Below are 17,925 nucleotides of genomic sequence, written 5' to 3' on the forward strand. Positions count from 1 at the left end.
CTGGATGCAAGGCGTGGTTCGCAGCAAATGGCCCTAGTCCTTTGCAAGAAGCACAACACAGCAGGCAGGCTTGTAAGCCACGCCCTTCGGGGCTTTCACAGCAACCGGCTTTCTGCGTTATCCGACTTCGACAGGCCCCGGCATGCCTTCAGTCAGATGCCTTGAACGCCAATTGTTGTGCAAGCCAGAGTGCCACGAGGACTTATTCGCACCTTCCTTAGCAGAATACAGAAAGTAAAAGGCCTGCATCTGCAGGCCTTTTCACTGTGCACTAGGGACTGTATTCCCGTAAGCATCATAGGTGATGTAAAAGCCCCAATGGCGTGTCGATAATAGCTTTGGGCGCTGCTTCATGTAAGCGTTCGCGACTATGGGCGCCATAACTGACCCCTATGGCATCCATACCGGCACTGGCAGCCATATTGAGATCGTGTACCGAATCACCCACCATCAAAGCTCTCTCAGGCGCTATCTTTAATTCAGCCAATAGCTGCTGCAGCATATCCGGGTGTGGTTTACTTCTCGCCTCATCGGCGCTGCGACTGGCATGAAAAAACTCTCCAAGCCCAGTTTCCCGCAGTACACGTTCAAGACCTGCCCTTGCCTTACCTGTCGCCACCGCCAGCAGATACTTCTCATTGCGCAGCTGTGACAGCAGTGCCGGAGTTTCACTGAAAAGTGGGCTAGGCGTGGTATCAAGCTGCAGGAACTGCTGCTTATATTCCTCCCTGAGCGCCTGATATTCGCCAACGCTTCCCGCTGGATAGAGGCATTGCAAGGCCTCTGTCATAGATAGGCCAATAATGTCACGTACTGCCTGCTCCGAGGGTATAGGCAAGGCCATTACCCTTGCCGTATTTTCCATACAGCGGACAATCTTGCCTATTGAGTCCATCAGGGTGCCGTCCCAATCGAATATCAGCAGCTCGTATGCCTTCATGGCCTGTTTCCTTATTCTTTGCTATACCCGAGTGAGTTTATCCAACAACTCAAGCAACGCAGGATCCAAAGGAGCCTGCACTGTCATTTCAGTCTCTGTGTCAGGGTGAATGAACTTAAGTTGCGCCGCATGTAGAAACAGGCGATTCAACCCGAGTGCCCGCATACTGTCATCAAACTTTTGCTCACTGTACTTTTCGTCACAGGCAATAGGATGACCGGCATACTGGCAGTGTACCCGGATCTGATGAGTACGACCGGTAACCGGGCTGGCCTGCACCAGTGTGGCACCGTCATAACGCTGCAAAATTTTGAAGCGGGTTTCCGAGGCCTTGCCTTCGGTATTTACCCGCACAATGCGTTCTCCCGATTTGAGCGTCAGCTTCAGCAATGGCGCCTTAACCACCTTGTCGTGCTTTTGCCACTCACCGCGAACCAGCGCCTGATAGTCTTTTTGCATCTGCTTGTGCCTGAGCTGGTCATGCAAGTGTTTTAGCGCGCTGCGCTTCTTGGCAACCAAAAGCACTCCGGAAGTGTCTTTATCCAGACGGTGCACCAACTCGAGAAACTTTTGTTGCGGTCGCAGGGATCTCAGCGCTTCAATCACGCCGTAATCCACACCACTGCCACCGTGTACGGCGATGCCGGCCGGTTTGTTCAGTACCAGAATATGCTTGTCTTCAAAAAGAATTCTGTCCTCTAGGCGCGATACCCGCTCCAGGTTGGCGGAAGGCGCCGTGCGGTAGTTTTCTTCACTGACCCGAACCGGCGGAATGCGTACCTGGTCCCCTTCAGCCAACTTGTATTCAGGCTTTATCCTTTTCTTGTTGACCCTGACTTCGCCCTTGCGCACTATGCGATAGATCATGCTCTTGGGCACGCCTTTGAGCTTGCTGAGCAGAAAATTGTCAATGCGCTGGCCAACATTGTCTTCGTCAATGGTCACCAGGCGAACTTGCTGATTGGGTGATGGCGTCTCGGTATTCATAACACTTATGTTGCGGTTCGGGGCGCGCTATTGTACAACATGTTGAGGCTTTTGATTGCCGATTTTTTTGAATTCAGCTATATTTCAGCGGCGAACCCTGCGTATTGATGAGCCATTGCTCAATCTATGAACGGTTCGAACAGTGGAAAGCGCTTGAGCGATGTCTGACCTCCGAGGTCGCAAATAGTTGATTTGCAAACCGTACATAAAAGAACACTACTGAAAAATTGTTTTTACGGTTAAACCTGGACGGAAACACGAAATTCAGACCACTTTCAAGCCGCCACTATGCTGTTTTCGAAAGTTAATGTTAACTCGTCATCAAACGACAAGGCTCGACTTCGGCATTACCGGATTATTATTGAAGAATTTATGGGGTTGGTTGATGTTTTACAACGAATTCCTTGTTTTTGTAATCATTGAAAAATAAGCCATAAATAGGATGCGACACGCAGCGAATGCGTCTAACAGCAATGCGCACCTCCCAGCCTGGAGGAACGCCGAGAGGCGTCGCCCGAATGAGACCAGGCCCGTAATGCAGCGACCAGTACGTTTGATGACCTCTTATTAAGAAGAATGACGTCATCATGAAACGGATGTTAATCAATGCGACTCAATCCGAGGAGTTGCGCGTTGCCCTGGTTGATGGGCAACAGCTCTATGATCTGGATATCGAAAGCCCAGGCCATGAGCAGAAGAAAGCCAATATTTATAAAGGTAAAATCACCCGCGTAGAACCCTCTCTGGAAGCGGCTTTTGTTGACTATGGTGCCGAACGCCATGGCTTTCTGCCACTGAAAGAGATCGCCCGCGAGTACTTCCCCAAAGGTTACTCCTTCCAGGGTCGTCCCAGCATTAAAGAAGTGGTCAGTGAAGGCCAGGAAGTCATAGTTCAGATAGATAAAGAAGAACGTGGCAACAAGGGCGCCGCCCTGACCACCTTTATCAGTCTGGCCGGCTCTTACCTGGTACTCATGCCCAACAACCCTCGCGCCGGTGGTATCTCCCGTCGGATAGAAGGTGATGAGCGCACTGAGCTGAAAGAGGCCATGGAAAACCTGGAAGTGCCTAACGGCATGGGGCTGATTGTCCGCACCGCAGGTGTTGGCAAGGCTGCCGCCGATCTGCAGTGGGACTTGAAGGTATTGCTGCACCATTGGACAGCGATTCAGGAAGCGGCCGAGAGTCGCCCTGCTCCTTTCCTGATTCATCAGGAAAGCAATGTTATCGTTCGCGCCATCCGTGATTACCTGCGCCGTGATGTAGGCGAAATTCTAATCGACCACCCACAAATTTATGCCGATGCCAAACAGCATATCTCCCTGGTACGTCCTGATTTTGTCGACAGAGTCAAACCCTACTCATCTGAAGTGCCGCTCTTTACCCACTATCAGATTGAGTCACAGATAGAATCCGCATTCCAGCGCGAAGTTAGACTGCCTTCCGGCGGCTCTATCGTTATCGATCCCACCGAAGCACTGACCTCTATCGATATCAACTCCGCCAGAGCCACCAAGGGCGGCGATATCGAAGAAACCGCACTGAACACCAACCTGGAAGCCGCCGACGAGATTGCCCGTCAGTTGCGTCTGCGCGACTTGGGCGGCCTGGTGGTTATCGACTTCATCGATATGACTCCGGTCAGACACCAACGTGAAGTGGAAAACCGTCTGCGTGACGCAGTTCACCATGACCGTGCCCGTGTGCAATTGGGCCGTATTTCCCGCTTCGGTCTGATGGAAATGTCCCGTCAGCGTCTGCGTCCGTCTCTGGAAGAGTCCGCCGCTCACATCTGCCCACGCTGTAACGGCCAAGGCACCATTCGTGGTACCGAGTCGCTGGCACTGTCGATTCTGCGCCTGATGGAAGAAGAAGCCATCAAGGAAAACACCTCTCAGATTGAGGCCATAGTGCCTGTGGATGTCGCGGCTTACCTGCTGAACGAAAAGCGCAAGGCCATACGCATCACTGAGCAGCGCCATGATGTTGAAGTCTATGTGATCCCGGATCCACACATGATGACCCCGAACTACCGCGTGGTACGTCATCGCAAGGACGACCAGATCTCTGAAGTCAGCTACCAGCGTGTGGAAGAGCCGGAAAACAAACTGTATGAGCCACGTAAACTGGAACGTGCTGCTGCACCCAAGCCAGCCTTGAGTGGTTTTGCTACACCTCTCAAGCAGGAAACTGCCGAAGCACCACAGACAGCCAAACCGGCGGCCAAAGCCGCAACGACTGAAGCGGCCAAGCCCGGAATAATTTCCCGTTTCTTCGCCGCCCTGGGTGCCATCTTCTCCTCTTCCGAGCCACAAGCCGACAAGAAGCAGGAAAAGAGCACTAAAGACAATCAGGAAGGCAGCGGCCAGAACAACCGCCGTAACCGTCGCAATGACCGCAACGACAGACGTCGCAAGAGTGGTGATGACAAAGACGGTAACCGCGATTCACGCAGCCGCAACCGTAAATCGTCCGCCAATGAGCGCCCTGCCCGTGATAAAGACGAGCAAGGCAACAAGCGTCAGGCAAACGATACCGGCAAGCCAACCCGTGGTGACCGTAACGACAAGGCTCCCAAGTCTGAAGCTGTGGATGAACGCAAGAGCCGCAGCAAGGCCCGTGACGAAAGCGAGCAGGAACCAAAACAGGAAGCCGCCCGTGAGCGTCGCCAACGTCGCAACCTGCGTCGTAAGGTGCGCATTGAGGCCAGCGATGCACAGGAAGCCGTTGACAATACAGCAGAGGCAACCAGCGCCGAAGTGAAAGCCAGCGCCCAGGCCAAACCTGAAGTAAAGGTTGAGGCAAAAACCGAGGCCAAGCCAGCTCGCACCAAAGAAAGCGATGCCAAGGATAACGCCGAGCAAACCGACAAGCCGCGTCGCAGCCGTCGTAAGCCTGCTGCAGCTCAGGCTGAGTCCAAGGAAATGGAAGTTCAGGCCGAAGTTGAAGCCAAGTCAGAAGCCAAGAGCGAAACCGCTACCGAGCTGAAGGGTGAAGAGTCAACTCAGGTTGCCACTAAAGCCCAAGGTGCAGAGGTGTCACAAGACATTCAGGCAAGCGCCGACGTCAGCCCTGTTGCCAATGCCGAGCAAATCGCTGAAACCAGTGTTCAAGCTAATGGTGTTCAAAGTGATGCCGAAGCCATTGAGGGTGCTGAAGAAGACGATAAGCCCAAGCGCGAAGGCCAACGCCGTAGCCGCCGCAGCCCTCGTCATTTGCGCGCAGCCGGTCAGCGTCGTCGCCGTACTGAACAGGAAGGCGAAGAGTCTGAAAGCACTGAAAAGGCAAGCACTGAAAAAGCAGCCTCTGAAGTAGCAAATAACGCTAAAGAAGCGGTTGTCGCCGAGGCATCAGCGCCTGCCGCTGCCGTTGAAGTCGCCGCTGAGCAAGCAAAGCCTGCCGACAAAGCTCAAGAGCAAGCTGAACCTCAAGTTGTTGCCAAGCCGGCTCCTCAGGTTGAAGCCAAAGCTGAAGCAACAGCCGAAGCTCAGGTTGAGACCAAGCCTCAAGCCGAGGTCGCTGCCAAGGTAGAAGTCGTTGCCGATGCAAAAGCCGCCGAAGTCGAGGTAAAAACTGAGCCAAAAACAGCAGAAGCCGAGCCAGTGACAGCGCCTGAAGCCCAAGCTGAAAAAGCTGAAGTTGCAAAAGAAGCTGCGCCATCAAAAACGGCAGGGAAAGCGAGCGAAGCGCCCAAGGCAAAAGCTGCTGAAGAGATTGCATCCAAGCCCAAGGCAGAAACTGCATCGGCAAGCGTCGCCGCCTCTGCCCCTATGGCCAAGCCGGCTGCTATCAGCCGCCCTGCGCGTCAGGCAAGCAATGAAGCCAAGGAAAGCCCGGCAGCAACACCTGCAACAACCCAGGCAAGCGCCGCACCAAGAGTCAGTCGCTTCAGCACTATGGTTGGCTCAGATACAACCAAGCCACAGGTGGATCAACGTGCTCACGTTGAAGTGCCCAAAGGCCGTGAGTATCAGGCCAATGGCGAAAGCGCGCCACGCAAGAGCCATGGTAACAGCGCCGAGTCAGATATGGCCCGTCCCTGAACCTAAGTGTTGCTGAGAAAAAACCATGCCCTCGGGCATGGTTTTTTATTTTGATCTGCTTCACACTTCTGTCACAACAGAAATTTTGCTAGTATGCGCAACTTTGTTTTTAACCCTCAAGATGGGATCCCAAGCTGAATGTTTGAACTGATACGCCATAAAACCAGCAGTCACAAGGCGGATATACTCTCCGGCCTAACGGTTGCTATGGCGCTGGTGCCCGAAGCGGTAGCCTTTGCCTTCGTTGCTAAAGTAGAGCCTATGGTGGGCCTTTATGCCGCCTTTATTATGGGACTGATCACAGCCCTCATCGGCGGCCGTCCCGGCATGATCTCAGGCGCCACCGGCGCGATGGCCGTGGTCATGACCAGTCTGGTGGTGTCCCACGGAGTCAGCTATCTGTTTGCCGCCGTGGTGCTGGCCGGAATAATTCAAATTACCGCCGGAGCACTGCGTCTTGGCAAGTTCATTCGCATAGTGCCTTATCCTGTGATGATAGGCTTCGTCAACGGCCTGGCCATAGTAATATTCCTGGCGCAACTGGGGCAATTTCAAGTCAAAGTCGGCGAAGAGGAGATGGCCTGGCTACCCGGTGCAGATATCTGGCTGATGCTGGCGCTGATAGCCATGACCATGGCTATCATACATTTTCTGCCTAAGCTGACCACAGCCGTGCCTTCATCCCTGGTGGCCATACTGGCAGTAACCGCTCTGGTGGTGGGCCTGGATCTGGATACCCGCAACGTGCTCGATTATTTGCGCAATATGAGCGGTAATCCTGAGGCTACTATCGCCGGCACACTGCCAAGCTTTGCCATTCCGGCCGTGCCCTTCAATCTGGAAACCCTTTATATCATAGCGCCCTATGCCGTTATCCTGGCAGCTGTTGGCCTGATTGAATCTCTGCTGACCCTGACTGTGGTCGATGAGATGACCCAGACCCGCGGCCGTGGCAACAAGGAATGTGTCGGCCAAGGCGTGGGTAACGTCACCAGTGGCTTTTTCGGTGCCATGGGTGGCTGCGCCATGATTGGTCAGTCGATGATTAACATCAACTCAGGGGGCCGCGGTCGTCTTTCCGGGATCACCGCCGCCCTCACCTTGCTGTGCTTTATTCTGTTTGCCGCCGCCTTTATCGAGATGATCCCGCTGGCCGCCTTGGTCGGGGTCATGTTTATGGTGGTGCTGGGGACCTTTGAATGGGCCAGCTTTAAAGTGATGCGCAAGGTGCCCAAGCACGATGCCTTTGTTATCGTGCTGGTGACTGTGGTGACGGTATTTACCGATTTGGCGATTGCGGTATTTGTCGGGGTGATAGTATCTGCGCTGGTATTTGCCTGGGAGCATGCCAAACAGATCAGTGCTCAAAAGAGTATAGATGCCAACGGTTGGGCGGTTTACCGCCTCAATGGCCCACTGTTTTTCGGCTCGGCGGCTTCGTTCCTTGAGTTGTTTGATGCCAACAATGACCCCAAGGATGTCGTGGTCGACTTCCAGTCATCCCGGGTCTGTGACCACTCGGCTCTCGATGCCATAGACACCTTGGCCGAGCGCTATGTGAACCAAGGTAAACGCCTGCATCTTCGTCATCTTTCCAACGACTGCAAGCAGTTGCTGCACAAGGCCGGCGATCTGGTGGAAGTCAATCTGATTGAAGATCCCAGATACAAGATTGCCGACGACAAGTTAGACTCGTAAATTAACACTGTCCAGACCATAAAAAACGGCAAGATGAGGCTTGCCGTTTTTCTATTCTACTTCAGCTTGGCACTGAAACGTTCCCGCACCTTATCCAGCTTGGGTTTGATCACCAAGGCACAATAAGGCTGCTCACCATGGAGCGCAAAATAGTCGTTATGATAGTTCTCCGCCGGATAGAAACCATCAAAGGCGGTCAACTCTGTCACTATCGGTGCACTAAAGACGCCTTCCTCATCCAGCGCCTTAATCATGGAGGACGCCGTCTCAATCTGCTTATCCGAGTGCGCGAAAATCACCGAACGATACTGAGGCCCCACGTCGTTGCCTTGGCGATTCAAGGTGGTGGGATCATGACTGGCAAAGAACACCTCCAACAGCTCGGAATAGCTGATGACAGTGGGGTCAAAAACTATCTGCACCACTTCGGCATGGCCGGTTGCGCCGCTGCATACCGCCTTGTAGTTGGCATCTTTTGCCGCGCCGCCGGCATAGCCGGAAGTCACTTGCGTAACCCCGGCCAAGCTTAAAAATACCGCCTCTGAGCACCAGAAACAGCCACCGCCCAGGGTGGCCGTCTCCAAACGCTTTTCAGTTGCCGGCTGCTGAGCCTCGGCATCATCTATGGCCTCAAAGACCATGGAGACAGAATTGACGCAATGTCGCAAGTTCTTGGCCGTTAATCCCTCTCCTTCAAACACATGTCCCAGATGACCACCACATTGACTGCAGACGATTTCGGTTCTGCGACCATCGACGTCGGGTATCCGGGTGACGGCACCAAAGATTTCATCGTCAAAGGCGGGCCAGCCACAATGGGCATTGAATTTATGCTCGGACAAATACAAGGGGGCGCCGCATTTGCGGCACAGATATCGCCCCTTGGCATTGTGTTGATACAGCTCTCCACTGAAAGGGCGCTCTGTGCCTTTTTCCTCTATGACATAACGCTCAAACTCGTTCAGGGGTTTCATTTAACGCTCCTCGATTACTCTGCGTAACCCATAGGACCCGAATTGCAACGGTTACCGTTCACTCAAGTTACACAGAGCCATAAAAGTGACTTGGATCACTTTACGTTGCCCCTATAAAGACATCAAGGTAGACTTGCGCCGGGTCACCCGACTGCCAACAAAATGTCCTTAGAGACACGAGTATCGGGTCAATAAAAAATAACCAAGAAAGATGATGATGAAACTGGAAACCATAGACTATCGCGCCGCAGATGCTGCCGAGCGCTTTGTAGAGTCCCTGCGCAGCACCGGCTTTGGCGTGTTGCGCAACCACCCTATTTCACAACAGTTGGTGCAGGATATCTACCGCGACTGGCAGAACTTCTTCAACAGTGAAGAAAAACAGGCCTTCATGTTCAAGCCGGAAACCCAGGATGGTTTCTTTCCGGCGAGCATTTCAGAAACCGCCAAAGGCCATACGGTCAAAGACATCAAAGAGTACTTTCACGTCTACCCCTGGGGCCGCATTCCTGAGCAATTGCAGGACAATATCCTCACCTACTACCAAGAAGCCAATGCGCTGGCCGCCGAGCTTCTGGACTGGGTCGAGGCGCACTCGCCTGCCGAGGTGGCAGCCAACTACCGCACTGCGCTGTCGCAAATGATAGCCAACAGCCACAAGACGCTGCTGCGGGTGCTGCATTATCCGCCAATGACAGGTGATGAGACCCCGGGCGCCATTCGCGCCGCCGCCCATGAGGATATCAACCTGCTTACCGTATTGCCAGCCGCCAACGAGCCCGGGCTACAGGTGAAAAGCCTCGATGGAGAATGGCTGGATGTTCCCAGCGATTTTGGCAACCTTATCATTAACATAGGCGATATGCTCCAGGAGGCTTCCGCCGGTTACTTCCCATCGACCACTCATAGGGTGATCAATCCGGAAGGTGCCGATATGAGCAAGTCGCGGATCTCACTGCCGCTGTTCCTGCACCCTCGCCCCGACGTAGTGCTGTCAGAGCGCTATACCGCCGACAGCTACCTGATGGAGCGCCTGCGCGAACTTGGGGTTATCTAGCGCCTGCGGGCGCTTTTTTCAGTTCGGAATGCTACAATAGCGCTCTTTTTTCAGTTTTCAGCAGGATAAGCAATAGATGGCGATTCAATGGTATCCGGGACACATGCACAAGGCCCGCAAAGAGATAGAAGAGGTGATGCCTCAGATAGATCTGGTGATCGAAGTGCTGGACGCCCGAATACCTTACAGCAGTGAAAATCCCATGGTGGCAAAGCTGCGCCAGGACAAGCCTTGTATCAAGTTGCTGAATAAGTCTGATCTGGCCGATCCCGAGATAACCAATCGCTGGATTGAGTACCTGGAGCAGGAACAAGGGGTGCGGGCACAAGCCATCACTACGCTGCAACCTGCCATGGTCAGAAAGATCCCCGAGCTGTGCCGCAAACTGGTCCCCGTGAGCGAAGGTGCGCTCAAGGATATTCGCACCATGATCATGGGCATCCCCAATGTGGGCAAATCCACCATCATCAACACCCTGGCTGGCCGGGTGATTGCCAAGACAGGTAATGAACCTGCGGTGACCAAGGCGCAGCAAAGGATCAACCTTAAAAACGGCATAGTGCTGTCCGACACGCCGGGGATCCTTTGGCCCAAGGTGGACAATGAAGCCTCGGGTTATCGCCTGGCGGTCACAGGTGCCATCAAGGATACCGCCATGGAATATGAGGATGTGGCCCTGTTTGCCGCAGCTTACTTCCTGCATGCCTACCCGGAGGCGATGATGGAGCGTTATAAGCTGACCTCCCTGCCCGCCACAGATATCGAACTGCTCGAAGAGATAGGCCGCAGGCGTGGCGCCCTCAGAAGCGGCGGTAATATCGATTTGCACAAGGCCTCGGAACTGCTACTACATGAGTTCCGCTCAGGGAAAATCGGCCAGCTGTCCCTGGAAACGCCGGAAATGGCCCAGGCAGAAGAGGTCGAAGTGGCCAAGCTGCTGGCGGAGAAAGAAGCCCTCAAACAGGCAAAGAAAGAAGCCGATAAGCTGAAGCGCTCCGGCAAACGCCATCAGGGTTAAGTTACCCTCAAGAAACAAGCTTAGCGAAAACAGGCCACCATTTGTGGCCTGTTTTTGTTTGTCACTTATCCTACTAAATTCCGCATAAGCTCTATGACTTTAGTCCTTGCAGAACAGCTCACCGCGCCGGCAGGATACTCCTGGGCCTGGCGGCCTGGATCCGGGCAAACAGTCCGGCAATACTCAACTCCAACAGATCCAAAACCTGCTCAAATCCGCTGTCGCCACCATAGTAAGGATCCGGAACTTCCCTGATGGGAGTATCGGCAAAGTCCAGCATCAAGGCCAGCTTGTGTTTGTAAATCTGGGGACAAGCCTCATGTAGGGCCTGAAGATTCTCACGATCGGCCGCCAGAATAAGATCGAAATGGGCAAAGTCCCGCGTACACACCTGCCTGGCTTTGATCCCTGAAAAGTCCAGCCCGCGCCGCTCACCTGCGGCGCGGGCGCGCCTGTCCGGCGACTCCCCTGAGTGATAACCTATGGTGCCGGCAGAAGCCAACTCCAGTGTCAGTCCCATGGCCTGAGCCTTGGCCCGGGCCACAGCTTCAGCAGTTGGTGAGCGGCAGATATTGCCCATACAAACCATCAAGATACGGTTGATTTCACCCTCACTGACACTTGGTACGCTTTGAAATTCCACCTTAAGGTTCCTTATTGGCTGACTCGGCAGGATTGCGTTCCGCAGCCGGGTCGGCGGCAGAGACTTTTGCCTCGATAACCCCTGCCGGGAAACTGAGCCGATAGTCGGATCTTACCCTAAGGAAGCGGGCAAACCTAGGCTTGCCGCCCGAGGTCAGCCCGGAGAAAGCAAAGGTCACCCAGGTTCCGGGAAGTGGCGGTGAAGCCCTCTCGGCATCGGTGAAACCTGTTCCCAGACGAAAACTTACCCCAGCCTCGGTTTGCACCAGCAAGGCGCCCATCATGCCTTGATACTTGCCCTTTCCCGGAAGTATCGCCAGTACTCGCGCCTCGGCATCTTCCACTGGTTTGAGTTTTAACAAGGCATCACTGCGCCCCGCCAGATACATGGCATCGATGCGGTGCGCCATCAGGCCTTCGCCCCCTTTGGCCACCACCTGTTGTAACCACAGATGTAACTCTTGCGTGCTGCTCAGACGCCGCTGCTCGATGACATAGAGATAAGGGGTCAGTTGGTGATACTGCTTGAACGCCTGATAACGTTCAGCAAAAGCCATTTTCAGCCCAGGGGCATCGAACAGATAAAAACCCAGCTGGCGCCAGGAGTCTGCTTCGCCTAAACCTCTGGCCAGCAGCGATGCAGTATTAAAGCTGTGATAGCCGCCCCAAAGCTCTCCTTCGAGTGCCACGGCAGGAAAGTCCTTCACAAACCAAATTGGTGCAGGAATCACTCTGCCCGAGCGGCTCAGCAAACGCCTGCCGTCCCATCTGGCGCGGACACCATCGAGTTTTTCACTGACAAGAAAATCCTTGATTTCGGCCTTATGTTGTTGCCAACGACCGGCCAGCTCCGGGGCCGGTAATTCTCTATCACCGGCCGCCGGAAACGAGAGCATAAAAGACAAGGCCAGCAGAAAAGTTTGCAGCAGTAACAGCATGGCCGGAAAACGTTTAAGGTATGCTGTTGTCGGTAAAGATTGCGGATATTGCATAAGCCCTCCCTGGCTATCGACCAATTGCCTGCTACATCCTATAGCAGAGACCAAAACTACAAAGATCAAAACTACAAAGAGTATAGAAAGTTGTGGCGGTTATGGTGACAACTAGTGTAACGATTATCGAAACGGCCCTCCCCCTTTGCCAAACCTCCCGCCATCCCATAATAACGGCCAAACACCCGTGGTAGATGCAGTAACTGTTATATCAGCGGCAAGATGAGCTGCTATAATGCCGCCGCACCTTGGAAACCTCAGCGCCACTGCACTAATAGTCAAATTAGTCACTAGTGACCAACGCGAGGTCAATAAAGGAAGCGACAAGTTACAACCCCATTAACCCAGGAACCTTTCACGGTTCAGCAGGTCTTTATACAGCAACCGGCCATAGCCACAGATCAAGAATTGAGAGAATATGAAACCCGCCAACAATCACGGACTGAAACGCATTTTCCGCGCCACCGGCTTTTCCATCAAGGGCTTATGCTCAGCCTGGAAACATGAAGCCGCCTTTCGTCAGGAAGCCGTACTGGCATTGTTAATGATCCCGCTGGCGTTATATCTGGATGTGGCCAAGACAGAAAAAATACTGCTGATAGCGACGGTATTTATTGTCATTATTACCGAGCTGTTGAATTCAGCCATTGAAGCCGTGGTCGACAGAGTGGGCGATGAAATTCACCCCTTGAGCGGCCAGGCCAAAGATATTGCCTCGGCGGCGGTCTTTATCAGCCTGTGTTTATGCGGCCTGACCTGGGCCGTGGTTATCTGGCCTTTGGTGCTCTAAAGCGCTTTGGTATGTTGAATGCACGCTTTGGTATTTTGAATGTTTCAGTGAGGCAACCGGGCATCAAGGCAAAACGCTCAATGCCCGGCCAAATTTAGAACTGACTTCTGAGGTAGTTGACCGCTTGCAGTATCTGCTCCAGGCGGTCGTTGCCCGGCAAGTAGGCTACGTAAACATTGCGCCTGAGCGGTGTCTTATCATCAATCACAAACAGCTCCCCTTTCGCCAGATAAGGTTCAATCATGTTTTGCGGCAAAAATGCACTGCCACCATTATTGAGCAGAAAGTCCAGCGCAATACGAGCCGAGCCGGTATGCAGTACAGGAATGGGTAACTCGGCATAGTCTCTGGCATGTTGGATATTGAATGCCGTGCCCCAATCGACCTTGATGTAATGCCTGTCCGTCAGTTCATCGACGGAGGAAGCCGCCTCTGTGCTCACCAGATGCAGCGACACCTCCCCTATCTGCAACAACTCAAACTCTTCCAGCTTAGGGGGATCGAAGGCAATGGCCAGATCCAGCGTTCGGTCCATCAACTGTTTGGTCATCGCCGCCGGTGCCAGAATTTCGGTGCGCAGCGCCACTCCGGCAAGCCCCTGATGTAAGCCTTGCATATATCCCTGCAGATAAGCGTCCCAGATATTGGGCGCCGCGCCGATAACCAATTGCACCGATTGGTGTTCACTCAGGGAGATATCCTGTTTGGCCCGCTCCCAGGCGGTCAGTACCGCTTCGGCATGCGCCAGCATCCGCACCCCGGCCGGGGTCGGTTGTATGTTGTTTCGCTGCCGTTCAAACAACTCGACCCCGAGAATGCTCTCCAGCTGCTTAACCCTGAAAGATACGGCACTGCGGGTCAGATAGAGGTTCTCGGCGGCCTTCCCAAAATGGCGGGTATGGGAAACTTCCAGAAATGTCTTGAGTAAATCCGTGTCCATAAAAAATTCTTTATCGTCATAGACAAATTTTTTTGATTTATAAATCAATCATACTAGCCAATACTCTGCTTGCAAATCTCCTCAAGAACCATTTTGTAAGGAATATCGCCATGTTGACCACGACTCCTTCACCATCGGCACTGCAGAGTGCATCTGTGCAACAAGCCGCCAATGAGAGTTTCGTCAGCGAACGCCGTTTCTATGACGACAAGAACTTCCCCAAAGGCTTTCGCCGCAGCGGGGATTTTACTTACAACGAAGCAGAATTACTCGAAAAACATGGCGTTGCCATGCAGGCTCTGGCGGAGGGACGCCAAGCCCCCCGAAATCCGGAGGAGAGTCATTTTGTTGAAGTTGTCCGCGGAAATTCCGCTCCCGGTAGCTTGTTGGAAAAGATCTGGGTAAAGTATGTCAAGTTGGCTTCAGGGAAGCCTTTCTACGCAGTTGTCGGCACCACTTTGGTGAAAAAGGCCGATACTGAGTATCTTGACGATATGATAGATGACGATGTTCAGGATGAGCCTGAACTTGAGGATGACCAATGAAAATTAGGGTTTGCGACTAAATGCGTGGTTGGATTTTATATAAAGAGACCGCGACTCAGCTAAAACCTGAATTGTATGAGATTAACCGATTGTTGGAGGCCGCCAAGGCCGACAATATCGAACTTGAGGTCTATGCTCCCGACGAGTTTGACCTTACAGTGACCCGAGAGGACAACAAGAGTATTTTACTGAACGGGCAACCAGTAGAGTTGCCCGATTTTATTATTCCTCGTATGGGCTCGGGTACCACCTATTTTGCCTTGGCGATTATCCGCCATCTGGAGCGTCTTGGCGTTTATTGCCTTAACTCTTCCAAGGCGATAGAAACCGTTAAGGACAAGCTGTTTTCCCAGCAACTGTTGGCCGAAAAGAATCTGCCAACGCCCAAGACCATGCTGGTGAAATTCCCGGTTGATGTTGACTTGGTTGAACGCCACTTGGGTTTCCCTGTGGTGATCAAGACACTGTCCGGCTCGCAAGGCAGCGGCGTGTTTCTGTCACACAAGGCACGTGAGTTCGATGATCTGATGCAGCTTATCGAGGCCACCAACAAGAATGCCAACATCATTCTGCAGGAGTTTATCTCCAACAGTCATGGCCGGGACTTGCGAGTCTTCACCATAGGAGGCCGGGTAGCGGGTTGCTACGAGAGACGCGGCCAAGAGGACAGTTTCAAAGCCAATGTCAGCGCCGGTGGCTCAGCCAGCCCCTTTGCGGTCACACCTGAAATCGAGTGGCTGGCAACCCAGACAGCCAACATACTGGATCTGGATGTTGCCGGGATAGATCTGCTGTTTGACAACGGTCACTACAAGATTTGCGAGGCCAACTCCTCGCCGGGCTTTGAAGGACTGGAGTCCTGTCTCCACCTGGATATAGCAGCACAAATACTGCACTTTATCCGTATCCGTTTGGGCATGTTCAACAAGGACTCCAAGAAAAACGACAGCAGCGAGTCCGAGGCCTGATCCGAACACAAGCTTTAATATCAGACTGAAGCGCTCCTTTATGGGGCGCTTTTTTGTGGTAGATCATAAAAAACCACACATTTGTAAACATTCTATTCACAAAAACCATCATTCTGGTTTAGACTCTCTGCAGTCGCGCGGATTTTCAGCATTCGAAAATACAAGAAGTGTCATCCTGCAAACTACAGCCGGCAAGCACTCAAACCGCGCACGTGCCGATTTATCCCGGAAAAGGAATCTCTGAGAAGGCACTTGGATTATCTGAGTAACGAAAAGAGATTACCCATTGTTGACACCACACTCTATTAACAATTCAGGTTTGAGACTGTCGCTGACACTCGCCCTGCTCTGCTGCGCCACTACCCAAACCCAAGCCGGCGAGTGGAGCTTGAATATTGGTGGTTTCTACTCTCAGTCCGACACTAATATGCAAGTTACCGATCCCTTGGTCGGCAACGATTTCGATCTGGATTTTGAGTCTGATCTGCAGTTGGCGGAAAACGAGTTTCTGCCTCTGTTTGAATTGGGATACCGTTTCAACGATAGGCACCACATCTATTTTGACTGGAAACAACTGCACCGCAGTGCCGAAACTCAAGCGGTCAGTCGACCATTTCAGGTCCAGATTGACGATACCGTCTATGATGTCAAGGCCGGTGGCCAGCTGGGCACCACGCTCAATATCGATATCGCCCGCATCGGCTATGGCTATGATCTGTTTCAAGGCAACGGCTATAACATAGGGGTCAGTGTAGGGCTGCACACTATGTTCATTGAAAGCAGCTTCGAAGGTTCAATCGGGGCCTGTGCCACCTCAGAGCTCAGCGGCAATATCTGCAGCGCTCAGCCCATTCCCAGACTGGTGGATGAAAGCGTTACCGCACCTTTGCCGAATATTGGCCTCTTTGGTGACTATGAGCTGGCACCCGGTTGGCAATTTAATCTACATGCCCAATATTTTTCCGTGCGCCTCGATGATCTCAAGGGCTCACTGGTCGATATCAGAGCCGGCATGAAAACCACCCTGAGTGATCGTTGGGACATCACCTTGGCCTACAACTATTACAAAGTGGATGTGGATGTGCGTCAGAGCGCATCGGACGCCGCGGTAAAAGTGGCCGACTACAACCTCTACTATAGTTTCATCGGCCCCATGTTATCGATCAGCTACCGTTTCTGAACTTGTTCTCCGCTTGACGATACAATCACGCTTTTTCCTGCCCCCTTTCCCTGACCATAGTCGCTTATTGGCAGATCGAGTCAAAGCTGTCATCCACTATTCTTTTGTCGACAATCACCAAGTATTCCTGCCCTCTCGCCTGCCAAGCCTCTCAAAAAGTGAGTTTGATAAAAATCCACTCTTGCTCACAGTCACGCATATGATAATGGTTATCATTTAACAGGGAGAATGAGGGAGGAGGCAAAGATGAGTAACAAGCTGGCAGTCACAGGGCTAAATGATCCTATCGCCCAAACACTTTTTATCCCGCTCTATATGAAGTCGTGCCAATCCAAACTGAAAGATGCCTTCTTCTCAGATCCTTGGGCCTGCGCGCTTATCGAACAATTTGATTATGACTTCTCAAGTTTTGACCAATCTGTATTGAGCTCAGTAGGGGTTGCCATCCGCGCGGGTTACTTTGACAGACTCACGGCGGATATTATCGCTGCGGCGCAGTCCTGTGTTGTAGTCAACCTCGGAGCCGGGCTCGATACCCGCTTTCAGAGGATTCAAAAGCTGATGGGAAACACGATGGAGGACAAGGCCTGGTTTTACAACCTGGATCTGCCTGAAGTGATTGCCCTCAGAGAGCAGCTCCTTCCTTCGGACAGTTGTGAGACATGCATCAGTGCTTCTGTATTTGATAGCGATTGGATGGATGAACTCAATGCCCGTCATCAGGGCGCAACCTTTGTTTTTATTGCCGAAGGCCTGCTGATGTACTTCGACAATTGTCAGGTACAACAGTTGCTTCAAGAACTGGCCAACCGCTTTCCTGGTTGCCATATTCTATTCGACGGTATCAGTCGCTGGATGAGGGACAATTCAGATAACCACGACAGCGTAAAATATGCCGGTGCCGGTTTTAAGTTGGCACTCGACTCGCCACGGGAGATTGAGCAATGGCATGGAAAGCTAAAGGTGATTTCAGTCGCGCATTACGCCGATTTCAAAGAGTGGAAACGAGTAGGTTTCTTCAATTATCTGCTGTCCAAATACATACCCAAATACTTCCACTCCAGTTTTCTGGTGCATGCCTGTGTCGAGCAGCCATGAAAAACCAAGGCATTCCATTAATTACGCTTTCAAGTGACAAGAAGCATGGACAG

The 17,925-nt window shown here is 52.6% G+C and carries 15 protein-coding genes; 9 read left to right on the top strand and 6 right to left on the bottom strand.

Annotation, left to right across the window (positions count from 1 at the left end):
* Nucleotides 1–295 precede the first annotated feature (295 nt).
* Nucleotides 296–940, bottom strand: coding sequence for an HAD-IA family hydrolase (locus tag ACSHSR_RS11890; protein ID WP_025888407.1), 645 nt, complete (start codon nt 938–940; stop codon nt 296–298).
* A 21-nt stretch (nt 941–961) separates the two neighbouring features.
* Nucleotides 962–1,927, bottom strand: coding sequence for a 23S rRNA pseudouridine(955/2504/2580) synthase RluC (rluC, locus tag ACSHSR_RS11895; RefSeq protein WP_144168484.1), 966 nt, complete (start codon nt 1,925–1,927; stop codon nt 962–964).
* Between the two features lie 587 nt (nt 1,928–2,514).
* Between rluC and rne the strand changes: the two genes are divergently transcribed.
* Both rne and ACSHSR_RS11905 read left to right on the top strand, forming a co-directional pair.
* Entirely contained in the window at nt 2,515–5,970 is a 3,456-nt protein-coding gene (gene rne, locus ACSHSR_RS11900; RefSeq protein WP_479630782.1) for a ribonuclease E, read from the top strand.
* A gap of 138 nt (nt 5,971–6,108) precedes the next feature.
* Nucleotides 6,109–7,668, top strand: a complete 1,560-nt coding sequence (locus ACSHSR_RS11905; protein WP_028779322.1) for a SulP family inorganic anion transporter — start codon at nt 6,109–6,111, stop codon at nt 7,666–7,668.
* 56 nt (nt 7,669–7,724) lie between these two features.
* Here the strand turns inward: ACSHSR_RS11905 and ACSHSR_RS11910 are convergent, their stop codons facing one another.
* Nucleotides 7,725–8,642 carry a bifunctional methionine sulfoxide reductase B/A protein gene (locus ACSHSR_RS11910; RefSeq protein ID WP_208136975.1) on the bottom strand — a complete coding sequence of 306 codons (918 nt, stop codon included), beginning with the start codon at nt 8,640–8,642 and terminating at the stop codon, nt 7,725–7,727.
* 217 nt (nt 8,643–8,859) lie between these two features.
* On the opposite strand from ACSHSR_RS11910, the gene ACSHSR_RS11915 reads away from it, so the two are divergent.
* Together ACSHSR_RS11915 and ylqF are read left to right on the top strand one after the other, a co-directional pair.
* Nucleotides 8,860–9,699, top strand: coding sequence for an isopenicillin N synthase family dioxygenase (locus tag ACSHSR_RS11915; protein WP_144164960.1), 840 nt, complete (start codon nt 8,860–8,862; stop codon nt 9,697–9,699).
* A gap of 76 nt (nt 9,700–9,775) precedes the next feature.
* The gene (ylqF, locus tag ACSHSR_RS11920; RefSeq protein ID WP_479630783.1) at nt 9,776–10,717 is read left to right on the top strand and encodes a ribosome biogenesis GTPase YlqF; all 942 of its coding nucleotides are present in this window, start codon (nt 9,776–9,778) and stop codon (nt 10,715–10,717) included.
* 118 nt (nt 10,718–10,835) lie between these two features.
* On the opposite strand, the gene ACSHSR_RS11925 is transcribed toward ylqF, so the two are convergent.
* Together ACSHSR_RS11925 and ACSHSR_RS11930 are read right to left on the bottom strand one after the other, a co-directional pair.
* Complete coding sequence (locus ACSHSR_RS11925; RefSeq protein WP_479631518.1) at nt 10,836–11,306, bottom strand: low molecular weight protein-tyrosine-phosphatase; 471 nt, start codon at nt 11,304–11,306, stop codon at nt 10,836–10,838.
* 55 nt (nt 11,307–11,361) lie between these two features.
* On the bottom strand, nt 11,362–12,351 hold the full coding sequence (locus tag ACSHSR_RS11930) for a DNA ligase (protein ID WP_479630784.1): 990 nt from the start codon (nt 12,349–12,351) through the stop codon (nt 11,362–11,364).
* Nucleotides 12,352–12,769: 418 nt separating this feature from the next.
* Between ACSHSR_RS11930 and ACSHSR_RS11935 the strand changes: the two genes are divergently transcribed.
* On the top strand, nt 12,770–13,141 hold the full coding sequence (locus ACSHSR_RS11935) for a diacylglycerol kinase (RefSeq protein WP_045283749.1): 372 nt from the start codon (nt 12,770–12,772) through the stop codon (nt 13,139–13,141).
* A gap of 94 nt (nt 13,142–13,235) precedes the next feature.
* Here the strand turns inward: ACSHSR_RS11935 and hdfR are convergent, their stop codons facing one another.
* Complete coding sequence (gene hdfR / locus ACSHSR_RS11940) at nt 13,236–14,081, bottom strand: HTH-type transcriptional regulator HdfR (protein WP_025009534.1); 846 nt, start codon at nt 14,079–14,081, stop codon at nt 13,236–13,238.
* A gap of 110 nt (nt 14,082–14,191) precedes the next feature.
* Between hdfR and ACSHSR_RS11945 the strand changes: the two genes are divergently transcribed.
* The 4 genes from ACSHSR_RS11945 to ACSHSR_RS11960 all read left to right on the top strand — a co-directional run bounded on the left by ACSHSR_RS11945 (nt 14,192) and on the right by ACSHSR_RS11960 (nt 17,872).
* Nucleotides 14,192–14,626 carry a MaoP family protein gene (locus ACSHSR_RS11945; RefSeq protein ID WP_479630785.1) on the top strand — a complete coding sequence of 145 codons (435 nt, stop codon included), beginning with the start codon at nt 14,192–14,194 and terminating at the stop codon, nt 14,624–14,626.
* 20 nt (nt 14,627–14,646) lie between these two features.
* On the top strand, nt 14,647–15,594 hold the full coding sequence (locus ACSHSR_RS11950; protein WP_071239033.1) for an ATP-grasp domain-containing protein: 948 nt from the start codon (nt 14,647–14,649) through the stop codon (nt 15,592–15,594).
* Nucleotides 15,595–15,880: 286 nt separating this feature from the next.
* Entirely contained in the window at nt 15,881–16,774 is an 894-nt protein-coding gene (locus ACSHSR_RS11955) for a hypothetical protein (protein WP_479630786.1), read from the top strand.
* A 246-nt stretch (nt 16,775–17,020) separates the two neighbouring features.
* Nucleotides 17,021–17,872: a class I SAM-dependent methyltransferase gene (locus tag ACSHSR_RS11960; protein ID WP_219001222.1), complete on the top strand. Its 852-nt coding sequence runs from the start codon at nt 17,021–17,023 to the stop codon at nt 17,870–17,872.
* The last annotated feature ends 53 nt before the right edge of the window (nt 17,873–17,925 follow it).

The organism is Shewanella sp. VK101 (assembly GCF_056497865.1).